Consider the following 20,312-nt stretch of genomic DNA (forward strand, 5'->3'; position numbering starts at 1 on the left):
CGTTGCTTGTTGACACTTTATTCACAATCCTGTCGCAGTGATAGCGCAATATATCGAATTCTATGTTCGAAATTATTGAACAACACATGAAAAGCGCCGATGTGGTACTCTATACCTATCATCTACAAGAGATTTAACCCGGCAGAACACTGCCTTTTAACGCTATGACAGAACAACAAAAATTAACCTTCAACATGCTGCAGCAACAGCTGGACTCACTGATGCTGCGCGACAGACAGCGTTTTGCTCGCCGCCTCCACGGCGTGAAGAAGGTTAAAAATCCTGATGCACAACAGGCCATTTACCAGGAGATGGCAAAAGAGATCGCGCAGGCAGCAGGTAAAGTCGTGCTGCGCGAAGCGGCTCGTCCGAAGATTACCTATCCGGAAAACCTGCCTGTTAGTCAGAAAAAGCAGGATATTCTGGAAGCCATTCGCGACCATCAGGTGGTGATTGTTGCCGGGGAAACCGGCTCTGGTAAAACCACTCAGTTGCCGAAAATCTGTATGGAGCTGGGGCGCGGGGTGAAAGGGCTGATTGGCCACACCCAACCGCGTCGTCTGGCGGCGCGCACCGTGGCGAACCGCATTGCGGAAGAGTTGCAAACTGAGCCGGGCGGCTGTATCGGGTATAAAGTCCGTTTCAGCGATCATGTCAGTGACAACACCATGGTTAAGCTGATGACCGACGGTATCCTGCTGGCGGAAATCCAGCAGGATCGGCTGCTGATGCAGTACGACACCATCATCATCGATGAAGCACATGAACGCAGTCTGAATATCGATTTTCTGCTCGGCTATTTGAAAGAACTCCTTCCGCGCCGTCCGGATCTAAAAATTATTATCACTTCGGCGACCATCGACCCGGAGCGTTTTTCAACGCATTTCAATAACGCGCCGATTATCGAAGTCTCCGGTCGAACGTACCCGGTAGAAGTGCGTTATCGCCCGATTGTTGAAGATGCAGATGACACGGAACGTGACCAACTGCAGGCAATTTTTGATGCTGTAGATGAGTTAGGCCGTGAAAGCCAGGGCGATATTCTGATCTTCATGAGCGGCGAGCGCGAAATTCGCGATACTGCCGATGCGCTGAATAAGCTGGATTTGCGCCATACCGAAGTGCTACCGCTATATGCGCGTCTTTCCAACAGTGAGCAGAACCGCGTATTCCAGTCGCACAGCGGCCGCCGTATCGTGCTGGCGACCAACGTGGCGGAAACCTCGCTAACCGTGCCGGGGATCAAATATGTGATCGACCCGGGTACTGCGCGTATCAGCCGTTACAGCTACCGTACTAAAGTTCAGCGTTTGCCGATTGAGCCGGTATCGCAGGCTTCTGCCAACCAGCGTAAAGGCCGCTGCGGTCGTGTTTCGGAAGGGATCTGTATTCGTCTGTATTCCGAAGACGATTTCCTGTCACGCCCGGAGTTTACTGACCCGGAGATCCTGCGTACCAACCTGGCATCCGTTATTTTGCAGATGACTGCGCTGGGGCTGGGTGATATCGCGGCATTCCCGTTCGTTGAAGCACCGGATAAACGCAATATTCAGGACGGGGTACGCCTGCTCGAAGAGTTGGGGGCGATAACCACCGATGAACAGGCAACCGCGTATAAGTTAACGCCGTTGGGGCGTCAGCTGTCGCAACTGCCGGTGGACCCGCGTCTGGCGCGCATGGTGCTGGAAGCGCAAAAGCATGGCTGCGTACGTGAGGCGATGATCATTACCTCGGCGCTGTCGATTCAGGATCCGCGCGAACGTCCAATGGATAAGCAGCAGGCTTCCGACGAGAAGCACCGCCGTTTCCACGACAAAGAGTCTGATTTCCTTGCGTTTGTAAACCTGTGGAACTATCTCGGCGAGCAGCAAAAAGCGCTGTCGTCAAACCAGTTCCGTCGCCAGTGCAAACTTGATTTTCTGAACTACCTGCGCGTGCGAGAGTGGCAGGATATCTACACGCAACTGCGCCAGGTAGTGAAAGAGTTGGGTATTCCGGTTAACAGCGAACCTGCTGAGTATCGGGAAGTTCACGTTGCGCTGTTGACCGGATTACTCTCACATATCGGGATGAAAGATGCCGATAAACAAGAATTTACCGGGGCGCGTAACGCACGCTTCTCGATCTTCCCTGGTTCTGGTTTGTTTAAAAAACCACCGAAATGGACGATGGTTGCCGAGCTGGTGGAAACCAGCCGCCTGTGGGGACGTATTGCCGCACGTATCGATCCCGAGTGGGTGGAGCCGGTTGCCCAGCATCTGATCAAACGTTCATACAGTGAACCTCACTGGGAACGCGCGCAGGGCGCAGTGATGGCGACAGAAAAAGTCACCGTTTACGGCTTACCGATTGTGGCCGCCCGTAAGGTGAACTACAGCCAGATTGATCCAGTGCTGTCGCGTGAACTGTTCATCCGCCATGCGTTGGTGGAAGGCGACTGGCAAACGCGCCATGCGTTTTTCCGTGACAATCTAAAGCTACGGGCTGAGGTGGAAGAGTTAGAGCACAAATCACGCCGTCGCGACATTCTGGTCGATGATGAGACGTTGTTTGAGTTTTACGACCAACGCATCAGCCATGATGTGGTCTCCGCTCGTCACTTTGACAGCTGGTGGAAAAAGGTCAGCCGTGAAACGCCCGATCTGCTCAACTTTGAAAAAAGTATGCTCATCAAAGAGGGTGCGGAAAAGATCAGTAAGCTGGATTACCCGAACTTCTGGCATCAGGGCAATCTCAAACTGCGCCTGAGTTATCAGTTCGAACCCGGAGCCGATGCGGACGGCGTGACCGTACATATTCCGTTGCCGCTGCTTAACCAGATCGAAGAGAGCGGTTTTGAATGGCAAATTCCGGGGCTGCGCCGCGAGCTGGTGATCGCCCTGATTAAATCGCTGCCGAAACCCGTTCGACGCAACTTCGTGCCTGCACCGAACTATGCGGAAGCGTTTTTAGCCCGAGTGACGCCGCTGGAATTGCCGTTACTGGACTCGTTGGAGCGTGAATTGCGCCGAATGACGGGCGTTACCGTTGACCGTGAAGACTGGCATTGGGATCAGGTGCCCGATCACCTAAAAATCACCTTCCGGGTAGTGGATGATAAGAACAAGAAGCTGCAGGAAGGGCGTTCGCTGCAGGATTTGAAAGATGCGCTAAAGGGTAAAGTTCAGGAAACATTGTCTGCGGTGGCAGATGACGGTATCGAGCAGAGCGGATTGCACATCTGGAGCTTCGGCCACCTTCCGGAAAGTTACGAGCAAAAACGCGGTAACTATAAGGTAAAAGCGTGGCCAGCGCTGGTAGATGAGCGTGACAGCGTTGCCATCAAACTGTTTGATAATCCGCTGGAGCAACAGCAGGCGATGTGGTGCGGTTTACGCCGCCTGTTGTTGTTGAATATTCCATCTCCAATCAAATATTTGCATGAGAAGCTGCCTAATAAAGCTAAGCTGGGGCTGTATTTTAACCCGTACGGTAAAGTGCTGGATTTGATTGACGACTGTATCTCCTGCGGTGTGGATCAACTGATTGACGCTAACGGCGGTCCGGTGTGGACCGAAGAGGGGTTTGCGGCACTGCATGAAAAAGTTCGGGCTGAACTGAACGATACGGTGGTGGATATTGCGAAGCAGGTCGAACAGATCCTGACTGCAGTGTTTAATATCAATAAACGTCTGAAAGGGCGCGTGGATATGACCATGGCGCTGGGACTTGCGGATATCAAATCACAGATGGGTGGGCTGGTGTACCGTGGGTTTGTTACTGGCAACGGTTTCAAACGTCTGGGCGATACGTTGCGTTATTTGCAGGCTATTGAAAAACGTCTGGAAAAGCTGGCTATCGATCCGCATCGCGATCGCGCACAGATGCTGAAAGTAGATAGCGTGCTGCAGACCTGGCAGCAGTGGTTCAATAAACTACCTCCCGCGCGGCGTGAAGATGATGATGTCAAAGAGATCCGCTGGATGATAGAAGAGCTGCGCGTCAGCTATTTTGCCCAGCAGCTTGGTACGCCGTATCCGATCTCCGATAAACGTATTCTGCAAGCGATGGAGCAGATTACGGGGTGACACGGTGCTGGACCTTAGGCCGGATAAGGCATAGTCGCCATCCGGCATCTGTACCCGGTAAAGAATAAACACCAGGAGTATGAGTATGAGTCAGTTTCCGATACTTTCCGCAGCCACCCTTGCGGCTATAAATACCGTAGGGCAATGGTTGGCGCAGAATGATTTTATGGAAAATGTCACCGTTCAGTCAGACTGCGTGATTCTGGCGGGCAACGCGGTTATTCCGACCATCGACGCTGCTTGTCGGATCGCGAAAGAACAACAGGTTCCCTTATTGATTAGCGGTGGCATCGGTCATTCTACGCGCTTTCTGTATGACGCGATTGCTCAGCATCCTCGCTATAACATCATTCGCACTACCGGACGCGCTGAAGCCGCGATCCTTGCCGATATCGCTCACCAGTTCTGGCTGATTCCGGGTGAGAAGATTTGGGTGGAAGACCAGTCAACAAACTGCGGTGAGAATGCCCGGTTTAGCTGTGCATTGTTGAATCAGGCGGCAGAAAACATTCATACCGTTATTGTGGTGCAGGATCCTACTATGCAACGTCGCACGATGGCGACGTTTCAGCGCGTAACCCGTGATGATCTGCATGCGCCGCGCTGGCTGAGTTTCCCTGGTTTCAGCCCCGAACTGGTCCAACAGCAAAACGGCGTGGATTTTGTACCCGCCGCAGAAGGCCTTTGGTCGGTGGATCGCTACCTGTCTCTCATTACCGGTGAGCTTCCGCGCCTGCGTGACGATGCCGATGGTTATGGGCCTTGCGGCCGCGATTTTATCGCCCATGTTGATATTCCTCAGAATATTGAGCAAGCCTGGCAGCAGTTGCGAAATGACACTGCGTTGACTGACTTACTGGAGAGCCGCTCTCTGTAACGCCTGCTGCCCGTTTGTCGGCGTTTTGCGGCAAACGGGCAGAAATCCCGACTGTTTTTTTCCCTTTATCATCACTTTACCAAACGCTTTTATGAAGCCGCTCACAGAACAGCGATGACAGCCATAATCTGACATGCATGATTGATATTAATTAACAATAGTTTCACTTGTTAAAAACAAATCAATCACAGGAGAACCGCATGTCAGTACCCGTACAACATCCTATGTATATCGATGGGCAGTTTGTGACCTGGCACGATGACGCCTGGATTGATGTCGTCAATCCGGCCACGGAAGAGGTAATCTCACGTATTCCCGATGGACGTGCCGAAGATGCGCGTAAAGCGATCGATGCCGCGCAGCGTGCTCAACCGCAATGGGAAGCCCTGCCTGCCATTGAACGGGCGAACTGGTTACGCAAAATTTCTGCGGGCATCCGCCAGCGAGCAGATGAAATCAGTGCGTTGATTGTGGCGGAAGGTGGAAAGATCCAGCAACTGGCTGAGGTTGAAGTCTCATTTACCGCCGACTATATCGATTACATGGCGGAATGGGCGCGTCGCTATGAAGGCGAGATCCTGCAAAGCGATCGTCCGGGCGAGAATATTCTGTTGTTTAAGCGCGCTCTGGGCGTGACCACGGGCATTCTGCCGTGGAACTTTCCGTTTTTCCTGATTGCCCGCAAGCTGGCTCCCGCATTGCTGACGGGGAATACCATTGTTATTAAACCGAGTGAATTCACACCGAATAACGCCATCGCCTTTGCCAAAATTGTTGATGATATCGGCTTGCCGCGCGGCGTATTTAATCTGGTGCTCGGACGCGGTGAAACGGTCGGTCAGGAGTTGGCTGGAAATCCGAAGGTAGCGATGGTGAGTATGACCGGCAGCGTCGGCGCGGGCGAGAAAATTATGGCCGCGGCGGCTAAAAACATCACTAAAGTTTGTCTGGAGCTGGGTGGCAAAGCGCCTGCAATAGTAATGGATGATGCTGACCTTGAACTGGCCGTGAAGGCGATTGTTGATTCGCGAGTGATCAATACCGGACAGGTATGCAACTGTGCAGAGCGTGTGTACGTGCAGAAAGGCATCTATGACCAGTTCGTCAATCGTCTGGGTGAGGCGATGAAAGCTGTGCAGTTTGGCAATCCGGCGGAGCGCAATGACATTGCAATGGGACCGCTGATTAACGCTGCTGCGCTGGCGCGTGTTGAGCAGAAAGTTGCACGCGCGGTGCAGGAAGGAGCCAGAGTGGTGTTGGGCGGTAAAGCCGTTGCCGGCAAAGGTTATTACTATCCGCCGACGTTACTGTTAGACGTGCGCCAGGAGATGACGATTATGCACGAGGAGACGTTTGGTCCGGTGCTGCCGGTGGTGGCGTTTAATACGCTTGAAGAAGCGCTGACGATGGCCAATGACAGTGACTATGGTCTGACTTCATCGATTTACACGCAAAACCTGAACACGGCGATGAAGGCGATTAAAGGGCTGAAGTTTGGCGAAACCTACATTAATCGTGAAAACTTCGAGGCGATGCAGGGGTTCCACGCGGGCTGGCGCAAGTCAGGGATTGGCGGGGCAGACGGTAAACATGGTCTGAGTGAATATCTGCAAACGCAGGTGGTCTATCTGCAGTCCTGAGTTTTACTCTACACCTGGCGGTGCATCCGCGCCAATAGCTGTTTTGAGGTTAAACGCAACTGACTGAAAATAGGTGAACAAAACTTAATGAATTTTTAACAAAAGCCCGTTATGTTGACGCATTATTGTTTTTATTCAGGAAATGTTATGGGGAATAAGTATTCTGGCCTGCAAATTGGTATTCACTGGCTGGTCTTTTTGTTGGTCATTGTGGCCTACAGCGCCATGGAGTTTCGCGGATTTTTCCCGCGCAGCTATCGCCCCGTGTTCAATATGGTGCACGTCTCCTGCGGTATCACCATTTTAACGCTGATGGTGGCGCGCTTGCTGGTCAGGCTCAAATATCCAGCACCGCCGATTGTGCCAAAACCGAAGCCGATGATGACCGGGATGGCGCATCTCGGGCATCTGGTTATCTATCTGTTGTTTATTGTGCTGCCGATTATTGGCCTGGTAATGATGTACAACCGGGGTAACCCGTGGATTGCATTTGGCATCGTTATGCCACATGCAGCAGAGGCCAACTTTGATGTAGTGGATATGCTGAAGTCCTGGCACGTGACGCTGGCCAACCTGGGCTATTTTGTCATTGCTCTGCATGCCGCAGCGGCCCTGATGCACCACTATTTCTGGAAGGACAATACGTTGTTGCGCATGATGCCGCGAAAACGCTCCTGAGGTAATGCCCCACAAATGTGGGGCATTTTTTTAGCCAATTATTTTTCCAGACATCATAAAAGCTTATCGACAAGATGGTTAAACAACGCTCAATTCGCCACTCTTGTCACTTGATCGCTGTCCTTATTAAAACTACTGTATATAAACACAGTTAATGAGAGGCAGATTATTATGTTGTTTTTCCAGCCTGCGGAACGCCGCGAAATTAAACACTTTCCGCTATTTAGCGATCTTGTACCCTGTGGTTTTCCATCTCCGGCACAGGACTACGTTGAGAAGCGTATCGACCTTAATGACCTGCTGGTACGGCATCCCAGCGCAACCTATTTTGTTAAATCATCTGGCGACTCCATGAGGGGAGCGGGGATCGGCGAGGGCGATTTGCTGATTGTCGACAGCGCCAGAAAGCCTGCCCATGGAGATATCGTTATTGCCGCTATTGAGGGTGAATTCACCGTTAAACGTCTGCAATTACACCCAGTTATCATGCTGAAGCCAGAGAACAGCGCCTACGCGCCGATCATGATTAGCAGCGAGGACACGCTGGATATATTTGGCGTGGTAACATTTATCGTTAAAGCCGCGGGCTGATTATGTTTGCTCTGGTGGATGTTAATTCATTTTATGCCAGCTGTGAGTCGGCATTCCGGCCCGATCTGAAAGGCAAACCCGTTGTCGTTCTTTCAAATAATGATGGCTGTGTCATTGCCAGTAGTGCGGAAGCAAAAGCGCTTGGCGTTAATATGGGCGCACCGTATTTCAAACAGAAAGATCTGTTCAGGCGTTATGGCGTGTTCTGTTTTAGTTCGAACTACGAATTGTATGCGGATATGAGCAGCAGGGTGATGTCGATTCTGGAGGAGTTGTCGCCGCGTGTGGAGATGTACAGTATTGATGAAGCCTTTTGCGATTTAACGGGGGTGCGAAACTGCCGGGATCTTACGAATTTTGGTCGGGAAATCAGAGCTACCATTTTACAGAAAACACGTCTCACGGTTGGGGTTGGCATCGCCCAGACCAAAACGCTGGCCAAACTGGCGAATCATGCAGCCAAAAAGTGGCAGGAGCAAACCGGCGGAGTCGTGGATCTCTCAAATATTGAACGTCAGCGTAAACTAATGGCCGCACTTCCGGTTGATGAAGTCTGGGGTGTCGGGCGCCGTATCAGCAAGAGACTGGATGCCATGGGCATTAAAACGGTTCTCGATCTGGCGAATACCGACATTCGCTTCATTCGTAAACATTTCAATGTCGTACTTGAGCGAACCGTTCGGGAATTGCGCGGTGAACCTTGTCTGGCGCTGGAAGAGTTTGCGCCGGATAAGCAGGAAATTATCTGCTCAAGATCGTTTGGTGAAAAACTCACGGATTACAACGCGATGAGAGAGGCAATTTGCACCTATGCTTCACGCGCTGCGGAAAAGCTGCGCAGAGAGCACCAGTATTGCCGGTTTATCTCTACGTTTATCAAAACCAGTCCGTTTGTTCTGAATGAACCTTATTACGGAAACAGCGCGTCGATAAAACTGCTGACGCCAACTCAGGATAGTCGGGATATTATTGCAGCGGCAACGCGCAGCCTGGATGCCATCTGGCGAGCGGGGCTGCGTTACCAAAAAGCGGGCGTTATGTTGGGGGATTTTTTTAGCTCTGGCGTTGCGCAGCTGAATCTTTTTGACGACAACTGCCCACGGCGTAACAGCGATAAACTGATGGATGTACTGGATACGCTTAATGCTAAAAAAGGGAAAGGAACGCTCTACTTTGCCGGACAAGGGATACAGCAACCGTGGGCGATGAAGCGAGACATGCTTTCACCGCGTTATACCACGAGATACAGCGATTTGTTGCGGGTTAGGTAGTAGCATTGCACATTTCTCTATATTACTCATATAGTATTTTTCGTATAAAAAATGAGTAAATAATAATGCAGATCATTGCTACTACATAAAATGGCCACAATAAAGATGTTCTGAGCGTATCGATTAAATCAAATTCGAGATCATGTATTTTGTCCCCGCGGATTAACAGCGTGAACATGACGACAAATCCCACGGCGTATATTATAAAATAATGATAAAAATTCATAATTATTCTAGTTATTGGATAATGAATCCATTTTACGTGTTATATCCATATAATTATAGTTAGTATTACAGAACAATTATCTTCGTGCCGACCATTCAAAATGCTCATCAATCCTGCAAAACGGGATTATCTTCATTGGTGAATAGTAAATAAACCTAATTTGTTACAAATAGATTAAAAACAGTGATACTATAGGGGGGTATAGGATTTGGAGGGCGTATGCCGCATTCACCTGAAGATAAAAAACGCATTCTCACCCGTGTACGCCGTATTCGCGGTCAGGTTGATGCACTTGAGCGCGCGCTGGAATCTGGCGAACCGTGTCTGGCGATCCTGCAACAAATTGCCGCCGTACGCGGTGCATCCAATGGCCTGATGGGCGAAATGGTTGAGATTCACCTGAAAGATGAACTGGTCAGTGGGGAGACAACGCCAGACCAACGAGCTGTGCGCATGGCTGAGATCGGCCATCTTCTGCGTGCTTATCTAAAATAACACCATCACCTTGCAATAATGGGAAGAGACAAATGAAATCACGTGCAGCAGTTGCATTTGGCCCCGGCCAACCGTTAAAAATTGTCGAAATCGACGTTGCACCGCCAAAGAAAGGTGAAGTGCTGGTTAAAATTACCCACACCGGCGTGTGCCATACTGACGCTTTTACGCTCTCAGGTGACGATCCGGAAGGTGTGTTCCCGGCGGTACTGGGTCATGAAGGCGGCGGCATTGTGGTTGAAGTGGGGGAAGGCGTCACCAGCCTGAAACCGGGCGATCATGTGATCCCGCTGTACACCGCAGAATGTGGCGAGTGCAAGTTCTGTAAATCGGGTAAAACTAACTTGTGTCAGGCCGTGCGGGCGACACAGGGCAAAGGTCTGATGCCGGATGGCACAACGCGCTTCTCGTATAATGGCGAGCCGATTTATCACTATATGGGCACCAGTACCTTCAGCGAATACACCGTTTGCGCAGAGATCTCGCTGGCGAAGGTTAACCCGCAGGCTCCGCTGGATAAAGTGTGTCTGCTGGGGTGTGGCGTGACCACCGGTATCGGAGCGGTCCATAACACCGCGAAAGTGAAGGAAGGCGATACCGTAGCCGTATTTGGTCTGGGCGGTATTGGCCTGGCAGTGATTCAGGGCGCGGTGCAGGCAAAAGCCGGGCGTATTCTGGCCGTTGATACCAATCCGGAGAAATTCAAACTGGCGGGTGAAATGGGGGCGACCGATTTCATCAACCCGAACGATTACGATAAACCGATTCAGGACGTGATTGTCGAACTTACCGACGGTGGCGTGGACTTTAGCTTTGAGTGCATCGGCAACGTTAACGTGATGCGTGCAGCACTGGAGTGCTGTCATAAAGGGTGGGGCGAAAGCATCATTATTGGCGTGGCGGGTGCTGGTCAGGAGATCAAAACACGTCCATTCCAGTTAGTGACCGGGCGCGTGTGGCGCGGTTCCGCGTTTGGCGGCGTGAAGGGGCGCACTCAGCTTCCTGGCATGGTCGAAGAAGCGATGAGTGGGAAAATTCAGTTGGATCCCTTTATTACCCATCGTTTACCGCTGGAGCAGATTAACGAAGCGTTCGATTTAATGCATCAGGGTAAATCCATCCGTACCGTTATCCATTTTGGTGATAACTGATTCATGGGCCAGCGGATTTGACCGCTGGCACTTTCCTGAATTTTTTAGAATTATGTTGTGAAAGTGTGACGAATCCGGCGCTTTTCACGGTAAGTAAACCTCCCGGATTGCCGATGACTATCTAACGGGCGTGTTTTCACGCATAAACCCTACAAGAGAGTCGACGGTCATGGACAACACTACATCGATGCAAGCCCAGTATAAACTGGGCTTTCTGCATCAAATCCGGCTGGTTCCGCTGTTTTCCTCCATTCTCGGTGGCATCCTTCTGTTGTTCGCCTTAAGTTCGGGGCTGGCAAGTTATTTTCTTATGCAGGCCGATCGCGATCAGCGCGATGTAACCGATGAGATTCAGGTTCGGATGGGGTTATCTAACAGCTCTAACCACTTACGCACCGCGCGTATCAACATGATCCATGCTGGTGCGGCGAGCCGTATTGCTGAAATGGATGACATGAAGGCCAATATTGCCGAGGCAGAAAAACGTATTAAGCAATCGCAGGACGGTTTCAATACCTATATGGCGCGTGCAGTGAAAACCACTGCCGGTGAAGCGTTAGACGCTGAACTGAGTGCCAGTTTCAAAGCCTATATCGACGGCTTACAACCTATGCTGAAGTACGCTAAAAACGGCATGTTCGAAGCGATCATCAACCATGAAAATGAACAGGCCAGACCTCTGGACTCTGCTTACAATAAGGTGTTGTTAAAAGCGATCGACATTCGTACCGCCAGGGCGAATCAGTTAAGCGAACAGGCACACCAACGTACACAGCTTGGCATGGCCTTTATGCTGGGCGCATTCGTTCTTGCACTAGCGCTGACCGTGATGACGTTCATCGTTCTGCGCCGTACCGTCATTCATCCTCTGTTGCGCGCGGCACAACGCATTGAGCAAATTTCAGTAGGGGATCTGACGATGCAGGAGGAACCGACCGGGCGCAGCGAAATTGGCCGCCTGAGCCGCCATCTGCAAACTATGCAACGGTCGCTGGCGAAGACAGTGGGCACGGTTCGTCAGGGCGCGGAAGAAATTTATCGCGGTACCAGTGAGATTTCGGCAGGGAACACCGATTTGTCTTCCCGTACCGAGCAACAGGCCGCGGCGATTGAGCAAACCGCAGCCAGCATGGAAGAGTTGACGGCTACGGTGAAGCAAAATGCCGACAACGCGCATCATGCGAGCAAGTTGGCGGAAGATGCTTCCGGCAAGGCCAGCCGGGGCGGGCAGATGGTTTCTGGCGTGGTTAAAACCATGGGAAATATCTCAACGAGTTCGAAGAAAATTTCTGAAATTACCGCCGTTATTAACAGCATTGCCTTCCAGACTAATATCCTGGCGCTGAACGCAGCGGTAGAAGCGGCGCGGGCAGGAGAGCAGGGGCGAGGGTTTGCCGTCGTAGCCAGTGAGGTGCGTACGTTGGCAAGCCGCAGCGCCCAGGCGGCAAAAGAGATTGAAGGGTTGATTAGCGAGTCAGTCCGGCTGATTGACCAGGGGTCCGGAGAAGTGGTCGCAGCAGGCAATACGATGACGGATATTGTCGATGCGGTAAAACGCGTGACCGACATTATGCTGGAAATTGCAGCGGCCTCCGATGAACAAAGCCGGGGCATCGTCCAGGTGAGTCAGGCTATTTCAGAGATGGACAAGGTCACGCAGCAAAACGCCTCGCTGGTTGAAGAAGCATCCGCCGCTGCAGCATCTCTTGAAGAACAGGCAGCACGCTTAACGGAAGCCGTCGGCACATTCCGTTTAACCGGGACAAGCGCAATTAAACGCGCTCAGGTGGCGCCTACGCCGGGTCATTCACGTCCGCAGGCGGCAACGGCCAACGGCGATAACTGGGAAACGTTTTAAGCATCAATAAAGGGACCAGATGGTCCCTTTATTTTTGGCATCAAAACGGCACGGTTTTGCGTATTGCGGCGATAAGGATCTGCGCGGCCTGAGAGAGTTGCACATCGACACGAGTAAGAATACCGATGGGTTCAGCCGCACCGTGAGTGGGAATTGGTAATGACACCAGTGTCGCCTGGCGCAGATCTTCTCTAACCGCGCCTGATGGGACAAACCACACATAGTCGTAATCAACCGTCAGTTGGCGGGAGAGCGATGCTGACAGCGTTTCAATACAACCCGACGGCATTTTACAGCCCTGACTTTGCAACAATGTCTCTGCGTGCTGGCGAGGTGCGGTTCCTTTCGGCGAAACCACCACTGGCCACTCCATTACCCGGCTCAGCGTGATGGTTTCTTGCAACAATGGATGGTTAGGACGCACGACCAGTTTGAGTGATTCCAGAAATAATAATTCGTAGTTCAGACCGACCATCAATTCCGGATCGGCCATACGACCAATGCCGAGATCAATTTCTCCGGACTTTAAACCTGCCAGGATCATCGGATTACTCATGGTGGCAACCTGCAGCGTGGTTTCCATTTGCTGTTTATGGAATGGGCCAATTACCGCCGGCAGAATGCCCAGCGCCGCGGTGGGTAAGGCGCCAATTCGTACGACATCAGTCTGCGACTCTTCGCGCTGGTTTAATGCTTGTCCGGCGGTGTTAAGCGCATCCAGCACTCTTACCGCGTGGGTAAGAAACTGTTCTCCGGGCAGCGTTAACTGCGCGCCAAGACGGCCACGCTCAAAGAGCCGGGTACCGGTCAGTTGCTCCAGTTCATTCAGCGTTTTGGAGAGGGCCGGTTGGCTCAGGTTAAGGGTCTCAGCCGCGCGCCCCAACGTTCCCTGTTGTGCAACGGCGACAAAAGTATGAAGGTGGCGCAAGCGAATGCGCTGATTGAACAGAACATTTTTTTCCATAAGCGATGTTAAAAACAGAGCCGTATCGATGACAAGTGAAGTTGTTTGTTTTTGATAACTTGATAGCAAAATATTATTAACATTTATCGTATTTTACTTACAACTAATTTATTTTGCTTATGTTTTGTACAGCATGTACAGGGGGATAGGATCATGGAAGGGAATGTATCCGGTCGATATACTTTCGTTATTGTTGGCTTTTGAACCCTTCTCTTCACAAGGCACTGATTGATGATACACGTAATAGGGCACCTTAATCCCGATAGCGATGCCATTTGTACTGCCGCAATGACGGCGCGTTGGCTTACTTTACGCGGTCAGCAGGCGACGGCATGGCGTCTGGGCGAACCGAATCGCGAAACGCAATTTATCTTTGAGCATGCAGGGCTGGAAATGCCTGGGCGGCTGACGTTTCCGCTGACCGATCTTGATGTCTGGCTGGTCGATTTCACTGAGCCTGCTCAGGGGCCGGAATCGCTGGCAGAAAGTAACGTCGTGGGCATTATCGATCATCACCGACTCGGGGGATTAATGACCCGTCTGCCGCCTGAAGTGTGGGTGAAACCCGTCGGTAGTAGCGCGACGCTGTTATGGCAACTGATGACGGAAGCTGAGCGCAGCCAGTTGTCTGCCGCCGAGGCCGTTTTATTGCTGGGTGCCGCGTTGAGTGACACTGTCACGCTTCGTTCCCCGACCACGACCCCAGATGACCGCCTGGCAGTTGAGGCATTAACCCTAAAAACTGGAGTGGACCTTGACGTTTTCAGTCGCGGTCTGCTATCTGCCAAAACCAGCGTGGAAGGCATGACCGCCCACGAACTTCTGCAGAAAGACATCAAATCCTTCACCATCCATGGGCATTCGGTTTGTGTGGCACAGCTTGAGCTGTATTCGCTGCAACAGGTGGATGCGGTGCTGGACGATTTACGTCATGAAATGGTGCGTTATGCAGAGGAAAAGAATGCCGCACTGGTTGTTCTGATGCTCACCGACATTAATCTGGGCGACACCAGCCTGTGGTTTGCTGGTTGTGAACTCTCAGACATCCCGCAGCCCTGTAAAGTTGAAGGTATGCTCAGCCGTAAAAAACAGATGCTGCCGTGGCTGGAAACGCATTTAAAACCACGTCAGTAGGTTCTGTTCATCGTCAGTAAGGGTGGGAAATTTACGCGAGGTCACACTTTGTAAATTCTTCCCACCGGAGTCTGCGGTGTTCTCTACACTCCAGGTAATATTCACTGGAGGCATGACATTATGGCGAACACCATCACGGCAGATGAGATTCGGGAACAATTTTCGCAGGCAATGTCAGCAATGTACCAGCAGGAAGTCCCGCAATATGGCACGTTGCTGGAACTTGTCGCTGATGTGAATCTGGCGGTACTGGAAAATAATCCGACGTTGCATGAAAAACTGGCTAATGCGGATGAGCTGGCGCGGCTAAACGTTGAGCGCCACGGCGCTATTCGGGTGGGCACTGCGCAGGAACTTTCTACGCTGCGCCGGATGTTTGCGATTATGGGTATGTATCCGGTGAGTTATTACGATCTCTCCCAGGCCGGCGTTCCCGTACATTCCACGGCTTTTCGGCCCATCGACGATGCGTCGCTTTCGCGCAATCCGTTTCGGGTATTTACCTCGTTATTACGCCTCGAATTAATCGAAAACGTCGCGTTGAGGCAAAAGGCCGCGGAGATCCTCGCGAAACGCGACATATTCACCCGTCGTTGTCACGAACTTCTGAATGAATATGATGCGCAGGGCAGTTTTACGCAGGCGCAGGCGCATGAGTTTGTGCATGAGGCGTTGGAAACCTTCCGCTGGCATCAGCATGCCACGGTTGATGAAGGAACCTACCACGCATTACATGACGAGCACCGACTGATTGCCGATGTGGTGTGCTTCCCTGGTTGTCATATCAACCATCTGACGCCGCGTACATTGGATATCGACCGGGTGCAGTCGATGATGCCCGAATGCGGTATTGAACCCAAAATACTGATTGAAGGGCCACCGCGTCGCGAGGTGCCCATTTTATTGCGTCAGACCAGTTTTAAAGCGCTTGAAGAACCGGTGTGGTTTGCCGGGGAGATGCGCGGCACCCACACGGCGCGTTTCGGTGAGATCGAACAGCGCGGCGTGGCCCTGACGCCGAAAGGCAGAGCGCTGTATGACGAACTGCTGAATAAGGCGGGAATGGGAAAAGACAACCTGACGCATCAGTTGCATCTTCAGGAAGTGTTCAAAGCATTCCCGGACAGCGAGTTTTTGCTGCGCCAGCAAGGGCTCGCCTGGTTCCGTTATCGCCTGACACCGTCGGGCGAGGCGCATCGACAGGCAATCCGTCCGGATGACGACCCGCAGCCGCTCATTGAGCGAGGCTGGTTGGTTGCGCAACCCATCACCTACGAAGATTTTTTACCGGTAAGTGCCGCAGGAATTTTCCAGTCAAATCTGGGGAATGAAACGCAGGCTCGCAGCCATGGAAATTCCAGCCGCGACGCGTTTGAACAGGCGCTGGGTTGCGCGGTGTATGATGAGTTTGCGCTGTATCAGGAGGCGCAAGATCGAAGTAAACGTCGCTGTGGTTTACTTTAACGGAATTTACATGGGATTCGGCCTGTTCCCATCGACATAAAATATTTTCGATTTTGTACAGATAATCGGCGACCAACAATTGGATTATTAATGAATTTTGTCTAGAGTGAGCGGTCAGAAATGTGCACTCTCTTGCCGCTGATTATGACCGGCGCGGGACCATTTACACGACCAGAAGGATTCACTTTCAGGCATGAATCGCAGACGATTTATTAAAGGTTCAATGGCAGTGGCCGCCGTGTGCGGAACCAGTGGTATTGCATCACTCTTTTCCCGCGCCGCCTTTGCGGCAGAGTCTGACATTGCAGACGGAAAAACCGTTCGTTTTGATTTTTCCGTTCTGCAATCGATGGCTCATGACTTAGCACAGAAGCCATGGGGTGGCGCACCGCGCGCGTTACCTGACACGCTGGCGAAACTGACGCCGCAGGCCTACAACAGCATTCAATATGACGCAGAGCAGTCTCTGTGGAACAATGTTGAAAATCGTCAGCTTGATGCGCAATTCTTCCACGTGGGAATGGGCTTCCGTCGCCGTGTACGCATGTTCTCGGTTGATGCCAGTACGCATATGGCACGTGAAATTCACTTCCGTCCGGAACTGTTTAAATACAATGATGCGGGCGTGGATACCAAACAACTGGAAGGGCAAACTGACCTCGGCTTCGCCGGGTTCCGCGTATTTAAGGCGCCAGAGCTGGCCCGTCGCGACATCGTTTCTTTCCTGGGCGCCAGTTATTTCCGCGCCGTGGATGACACCTACCAGTATGGATTATCGGCTCGCGGTCTGGCGGTAGATACCTACACCGACAGCAAAGAAGAGTTCCCTGATTTTACCGCTTTCTGGTTCGAAACGGTCAAACCGGGCGCAACCTCCTTTACCGTGTATGCGCTTCTTGATAGCCCAAGCGTTACTGGCGCATTCAAGTTCGTGATCCACTGTGAGAAAACGCAGGTGATCATGGATGTACAAAACCACATCTATGCGCGCAAAGACATCAAGCAGCTCGGCATTGCGCCGATGACCAGCATGTTTAGCTGCGGCAACAATGAACGTCGGATGTGCGACACCATTCACCCGCAAATTCATGACTCCGATCGTCTGGCGATGTGGCGGGGCAACGGCGAGTGGATCTGTCGTCCGCTGAATAACCCGCAAAAACTGCAGTTCAACGCCTATACCGATAACAACCCGAAAGGGTTTGGTTTGCTGCAGCTCGATCGCGACTTCTCACATTACCAGGACATCATGGGCTGGTACAACAAGCGTCCAAGTCTGTGGGTCGAACCGCGTAACCAGTGGGGCAAGGGGACTATCGGCCTGATGGAGATCCCGACGACCGGTGAAACGCTGGATAACGTCGTTTGCTTCTGGCAGCCGGAGAGGAAGATCAAAGCTGGCGATGAGCTGGAATTCAAATATCGCCTGTACTGGAGCGCTCAGCCGCCAGTGCGTTCGCCGCTGGCTCGCGTGATGGCGACCCGTACAGGCATGGGCGGTTTCCCGGAAGGATGGGCACCGGGCGAGCACTACCCGGAAAAATGGGCACGACGTTTTGCCGTTGATTTCGTCGGTGGCGATTTAAAAGCCGCCGCGCCGAAAGGTATTGAACCGGTAATTACGCTTTCGAGTGGTGAAGCGAAACAGATTGAGATCCTTTACGTTGAACCTATCGACGGCTACCGCATCCAGTTTGACTGGTATCCGACCTCTGACTCAACCGATCCGGTAGATATGCGTATGTTCCTGCGTTGCCAGGGCGACGCTATCAGCGAAACCTGGCTGTATCAGTACTTCCCGCCAGCGCCGGATAAACGCCAGTACGTTGACGACCGCGAGATGCGTTGATCCTCATCTTTATGGCTCTCCGTCGGGGAGCCATATTCGTCATTTTCTTAAAAAACGCTGTACACTATTTACTCGATCCTGCTCGCATTTTTCCCTGACTTAAACCGATAAGCTGAAGGTGTGTATTTCTTATACACATTCTTGTCCACTAACAGGGAGAAAGTATGTTTCCAGAATACAGAGACCTTATTTCCCGACTGAAATCCGAGAACCCTCGCTTTCTGTCCTTATTCGAAAAACACAACAGCCTTGATCATGAGATCTCCAGACTGGAAGGTTCGGATGGTCGTGGGTATAGTTTGGACATTGTTCGCCTTAAGAAACAGAAACTCCACCTGAAGGAAGATCTGCTCAAAATATTGCAAAAAGAGAGTGTCAGTGAGAGCTAAATAAAACGGCACTTGCTGTGTAAAAGGGCTTCCAAAAGGGAGCCCTTCCTGTTTTATTTGATGAGCAGGGTTGCCTGCTGAACCAGCATAACGGAATAAAAATGTCAGAAGTGATTACCATCAATGAAACGCTGGAACTGCGTGCCGTAGAAGAACAACACGTCACGCCTCTGTATCAGCTTGTACTTAAAAATAAAAGCTGGCTCCAGCAGTCGCTGAACTGGCCGCAGTTTGTTACGTCAGAGGAAGACACCCGCAAGAACGTGCAAGGCAATATGATGTTGCATCAGCGCGGTTACGCCAAAATGTTCCTGATTTTTGCGCAAGGAAATATGGTCGGGGTTATCTCGTTTAACCAGATAGAACCGCTGAACAAAGCCGCGTATATCGGCTACTGGCTGGATGAGGAACATCAGGGCAAAGGGATCATGTCTCTGGCGCTACAGGCATTGATTCACCATTATGCGCAGCGTCAGGAGATCCGCCGCTTCGTGATTAAATGCCGCGTCGATAACCTTGAGAGTAATCAAGTGGCGCAGCGCAATGGCTTTTTGCTGGAAGGATGTATGAAACAGGCGGAGTTCCTCAATGGTGATCACCATGATGTGAATCTCTATGCCCGAATCATTGATAGCACCTCAGAATAAGCCTGCGATCGGTGTACGCGTAATGCGCTGCTCGCCGTTGATCACCTTCGGGCCGTGCAGATGAATGGCATCGCCATCAAATGCTTCAATATGCGCCTGGTCGCTTATTTCAATGTGATGCTCGATCAGCACTTCGCCCAGCACGCAGGCGTGGCCTTCAATCAGGATGTGGTCGTCAAGCAGGAGCGGCCCGCCGCGTAACTGCGCATGACCGCCGACGAGCACATGGTGCTTCAGTACGCAGTTGCCCTCGACCACCGCGTTTTCCGCCACCTGCGAGCTATAACGTAGGGTAGGAATGGCATCTTCATCGGTTCCGGCAATGACGTATGCGTGTCCGTAGACTTTGGCGCAATCGCAGATCCAGACATTGTTCTCTGCATTACCTTCAATCCTTGCGCAATCAAACACTTCTGCCCGATGTTCAATAAAGGCATAGTTGATTTTTGCATCACCATAAAGTTGTGCCTGATGCACTACACGCGAGCTGCTGACAAAAGCGCGATCGTAAATTTGCAGGATCTGGTCATGTTCAGGGGTAAGTCCCCTGGCGGCAATGATTTCAGAGCCACACACCACGCGCGCATCACCGAAGAGAAGACACTCACCGCGAACGACTGAATCCTGAATAATGACATTGTCACGGATGTGAGCGTGATGACTGATCTCAGCCCGGTCAATCCACGCGGTATCGCCAATCTGAGCGCCATCTCTAACCACGCTTGCCTGCGTGATACGAGCATTTCCTGTAATTATTGCGCCGGAAAAAGCGAGCGCGTTTTCATCGTAAATCCAGCAATCGCCGTTTTGCGACAGCACGCTTTCATTATCAATCCAGCCGCCGGGAGTACCGGCCTGGACATCATTAAAATCAGTGAGCGCAATGATTTGGCGTAGTAATACGCTTTTTTTATTGCCATTATCCTGATAACTAAAGGAGCGAGGTTCATCGCTTAGACGATATTTGGTCATAGCTCGTTTCCATGTTGCGCGCCTTAGTTAAACGTAGCA

At 51.6% G+C, this 20,312-nt stretch carries 16 protein-coding genes; 14 read left to right on the plus strand and 2 right to left on the minus strand.

Annotated elements, in window-relative coordinates:
* Positions 1 to 164 precede the first annotated feature (164 nt).
* The 9 genes from hrpA (at position 165) to OGY15_RS18425 (ending at position 12,854) form a co-directional block, all read left to right on the plus strand.
* Positions 165 to 4,067, plus strand: coding sequence for an ATP-dependent RNA helicase HrpA (gene hrpA, locus OGY15_RS18385; RefSeq protein WP_286540526.1), 3,903 nt, complete (start codon positions 165 to 167; stop codon positions 4,065 to 4,067).
* A 79-nt stretch (positions 4,068 to 4,146) separates the two neighbouring features.
* Positions 4,147 to 4,944: a YdcF family protein gene (locus OGY15_RS18390; protein WP_286540528.1), complete on the plus strand. Its 798-nt coding sequence runs from the start codon at positions 4,147 to 4,149 to the stop codon at positions 4,942 to 4,944.
* Positions 4,945 to 5,144: 200 nt separating this feature from the next.
* On the plus strand, positions 5,145 to 6,584 hold the full coding sequence (aldA, locus tag OGY15_RS18395) for an aldehyde dehydrogenase (RefSeq protein WP_286540530.1): 1,440 nt from the start codon (positions 5,145 to 5,147) through the stop codon (positions 6,582 to 6,584).
* Positions 6,585 to 6,731: 147 nt separating this feature from the next.
* Complete coding sequence (gene cybB / locus OGY15_RS18400) at positions 6,732 to 7,262, plus strand: cytochrome b561 (RefSeq protein ID WP_151219299.1); 531 nt, start codon at positions 6,732 to 6,734, stop codon at positions 7,260 to 7,262.
* A 171-nt stretch (positions 7,263 to 7,433) separates the two neighbouring features.
* The gene (locus OGY15_RS18405) at positions 7,434 to 7,853 is read left to right on the plus strand and encodes a translesion error-prone DNA polymerase V autoproteolytic subunit (protein ID WP_005126708.1); all 420 of its coding nucleotides are present in this window, start codon (positions 7,434 to 7,436) and stop codon (positions 7,851 to 7,853) included.
* Positions 7,854 to 7,855: 2 nt separating this feature from the next.
* The gene (locus tag OGY15_RS18410; protein WP_151219298.1) at positions 7,856 to 9,124 is read left to right on the plus strand and encodes a Y-family DNA polymerase; all 1,269 of its coding nucleotides are present in this window, start codon (positions 7,856 to 7,858) and stop codon (positions 9,122 to 9,124) included.
* Between the two features lie 445 nt (positions 9,125 to 9,569).
* Positions 9,570 to 9,845, plus strand: coding sequence for a metal/formaldehyde-sensitive transcriptional repressor (locus OGY15_RS18415; protein ID WP_003833178.1), 276 nt, complete (start codon positions 9,570 to 9,572; stop codon positions 9,843 to 9,845).
* Between the two features lie 32 nt (positions 9,846 to 9,877).
* The gene (locus OGY15_RS18420) at positions 9,878 to 10,996 is read left to right on the plus strand and encodes an S-(hydroxymethyl)glutathione dehydrogenase/class III alcohol dehydrogenase (RefSeq protein ID WP_151219296.1); all 1,119 of its coding nucleotides are present in this window, start codon (positions 9,878 to 9,880) and stop codon (positions 10,994 to 10,996) included.
* 169 nt (positions 10,997 to 11,165) lie between these two features.
* Positions 11,166 to 12,854, plus strand: a complete 1,689-nt coding sequence (locus OGY15_RS18425; protein WP_151219295.1) for a methyl-accepting chemotaxis protein — start codon at positions 11,166 to 11,168, stop codon at positions 12,852 to 12,854.
* Between the two features lie 40 nt (positions 12,855 to 12,894).
* On the opposite strand, the gene pcaQ is transcribed toward OGY15_RS18425, so the two are convergent.
* Positions 12,895 to 13,818 (minus strand): pca operon transcription factor PcaQ, encoded by a 924-nt coding sequence (gene pcaQ / locus OGY15_RS18430; RefSeq protein ID WP_151219294.1) that lies wholly within the window; start codon positions 13,816 to 13,818, stop codon positions 12,895 to 12,897.
* A 231-nt stretch (positions 13,819 to 14,049) separates the two neighbouring features.
* On the opposite strand from pcaQ, the gene OGY15_RS18435 reads away from it, so the two are divergent.
* The 5 genes from OGY15_RS18435 to rimL all read left to right on the plus strand — a co-directional run bounded on the left by OGY15_RS18435 (position 14,050) and on the right by rimL (position 19,301).
* A complete protein-coding gene (locus OGY15_RS18435) occupies positions 14,050 to 14,952 on the plus strand; it encodes a DHHA2 domain-containing protein (RefSeq protein WP_187252377.1) in 903 nt (300 codons plus the stop codon).
* 120 nt (positions 14,953 to 15,072) lie between these two features.
* Complete coding sequence (hglS, locus tag OGY15_RS18440; protein ID WP_210905125.1) at positions 15,073 to 16,416, plus strand: 2-oxoadipate dioxygenase/decarboxylase HglS; 1,344 nt, start codon at positions 15,073 to 15,075, stop codon at positions 16,414 to 16,416.
* 193 nt (positions 16,417 to 16,609) lie between these two features.
* Positions 16,610 to 18,265, plus strand: a complete 1,656-nt coding sequence (locus OGY15_RS18445) for a glucan biosynthesis protein D (RefSeq protein WP_151225483.1) — start codon at positions 16,610 to 16,612, stop codon at positions 18,263 to 18,265.
* Between the two features lie 164 nt (positions 18,266 to 18,429).
* Positions 18,430 to 18,654 (plus strand): HP1242/YdcH family protein, encoded by a 225-nt coding sequence (locus OGY15_RS18450; RefSeq protein WP_003833168.1) that lies wholly within the window; start codon positions 18,430 to 18,432, stop codon positions 18,652 to 18,654.
* A gap of 101 nt (positions 18,655 to 18,755) precedes the next feature.
* Positions 18,756 to 19,301, plus strand: a complete 546-nt coding sequence (gene rimL, locus OGY15_RS18455) for a 50S ribosomal protein L7/L12-serine acetyltransferase (RefSeq protein ID WP_286540536.1) — start codon at positions 18,756 to 18,758, stop codon at positions 19,299 to 19,301.
* Here rimL and ydcK read toward each other — a convergent pair.
* Positions 19,293 to 20,273, minus strand: coding sequence for a YdcK family protein (gene ydcK, locus OGY15_RS18460; RefSeq protein ID WP_286540539.1), 981 nt, complete (start codon positions 20,271 to 20,273; stop codon positions 19,293 to 19,295). The two genes, rimL and ydcK, sit on opposite strands and share 9 nt — an antisense overlap.
* Between the last annotated feature and the right edge of the window lie 39 nt (positions 20,274 to 20,312).

The organism is Citrobacter sp. Cu231 (genome assembly GCF_030332265.1).
GTDB classification, from domain to species: domain Bacteria; phylum Pseudomonadota; class Gammaproteobacteria; order Enterobacterales; family Enterobacteriaceae; genus Citrobacter; species Citrobacter meridianamericanus.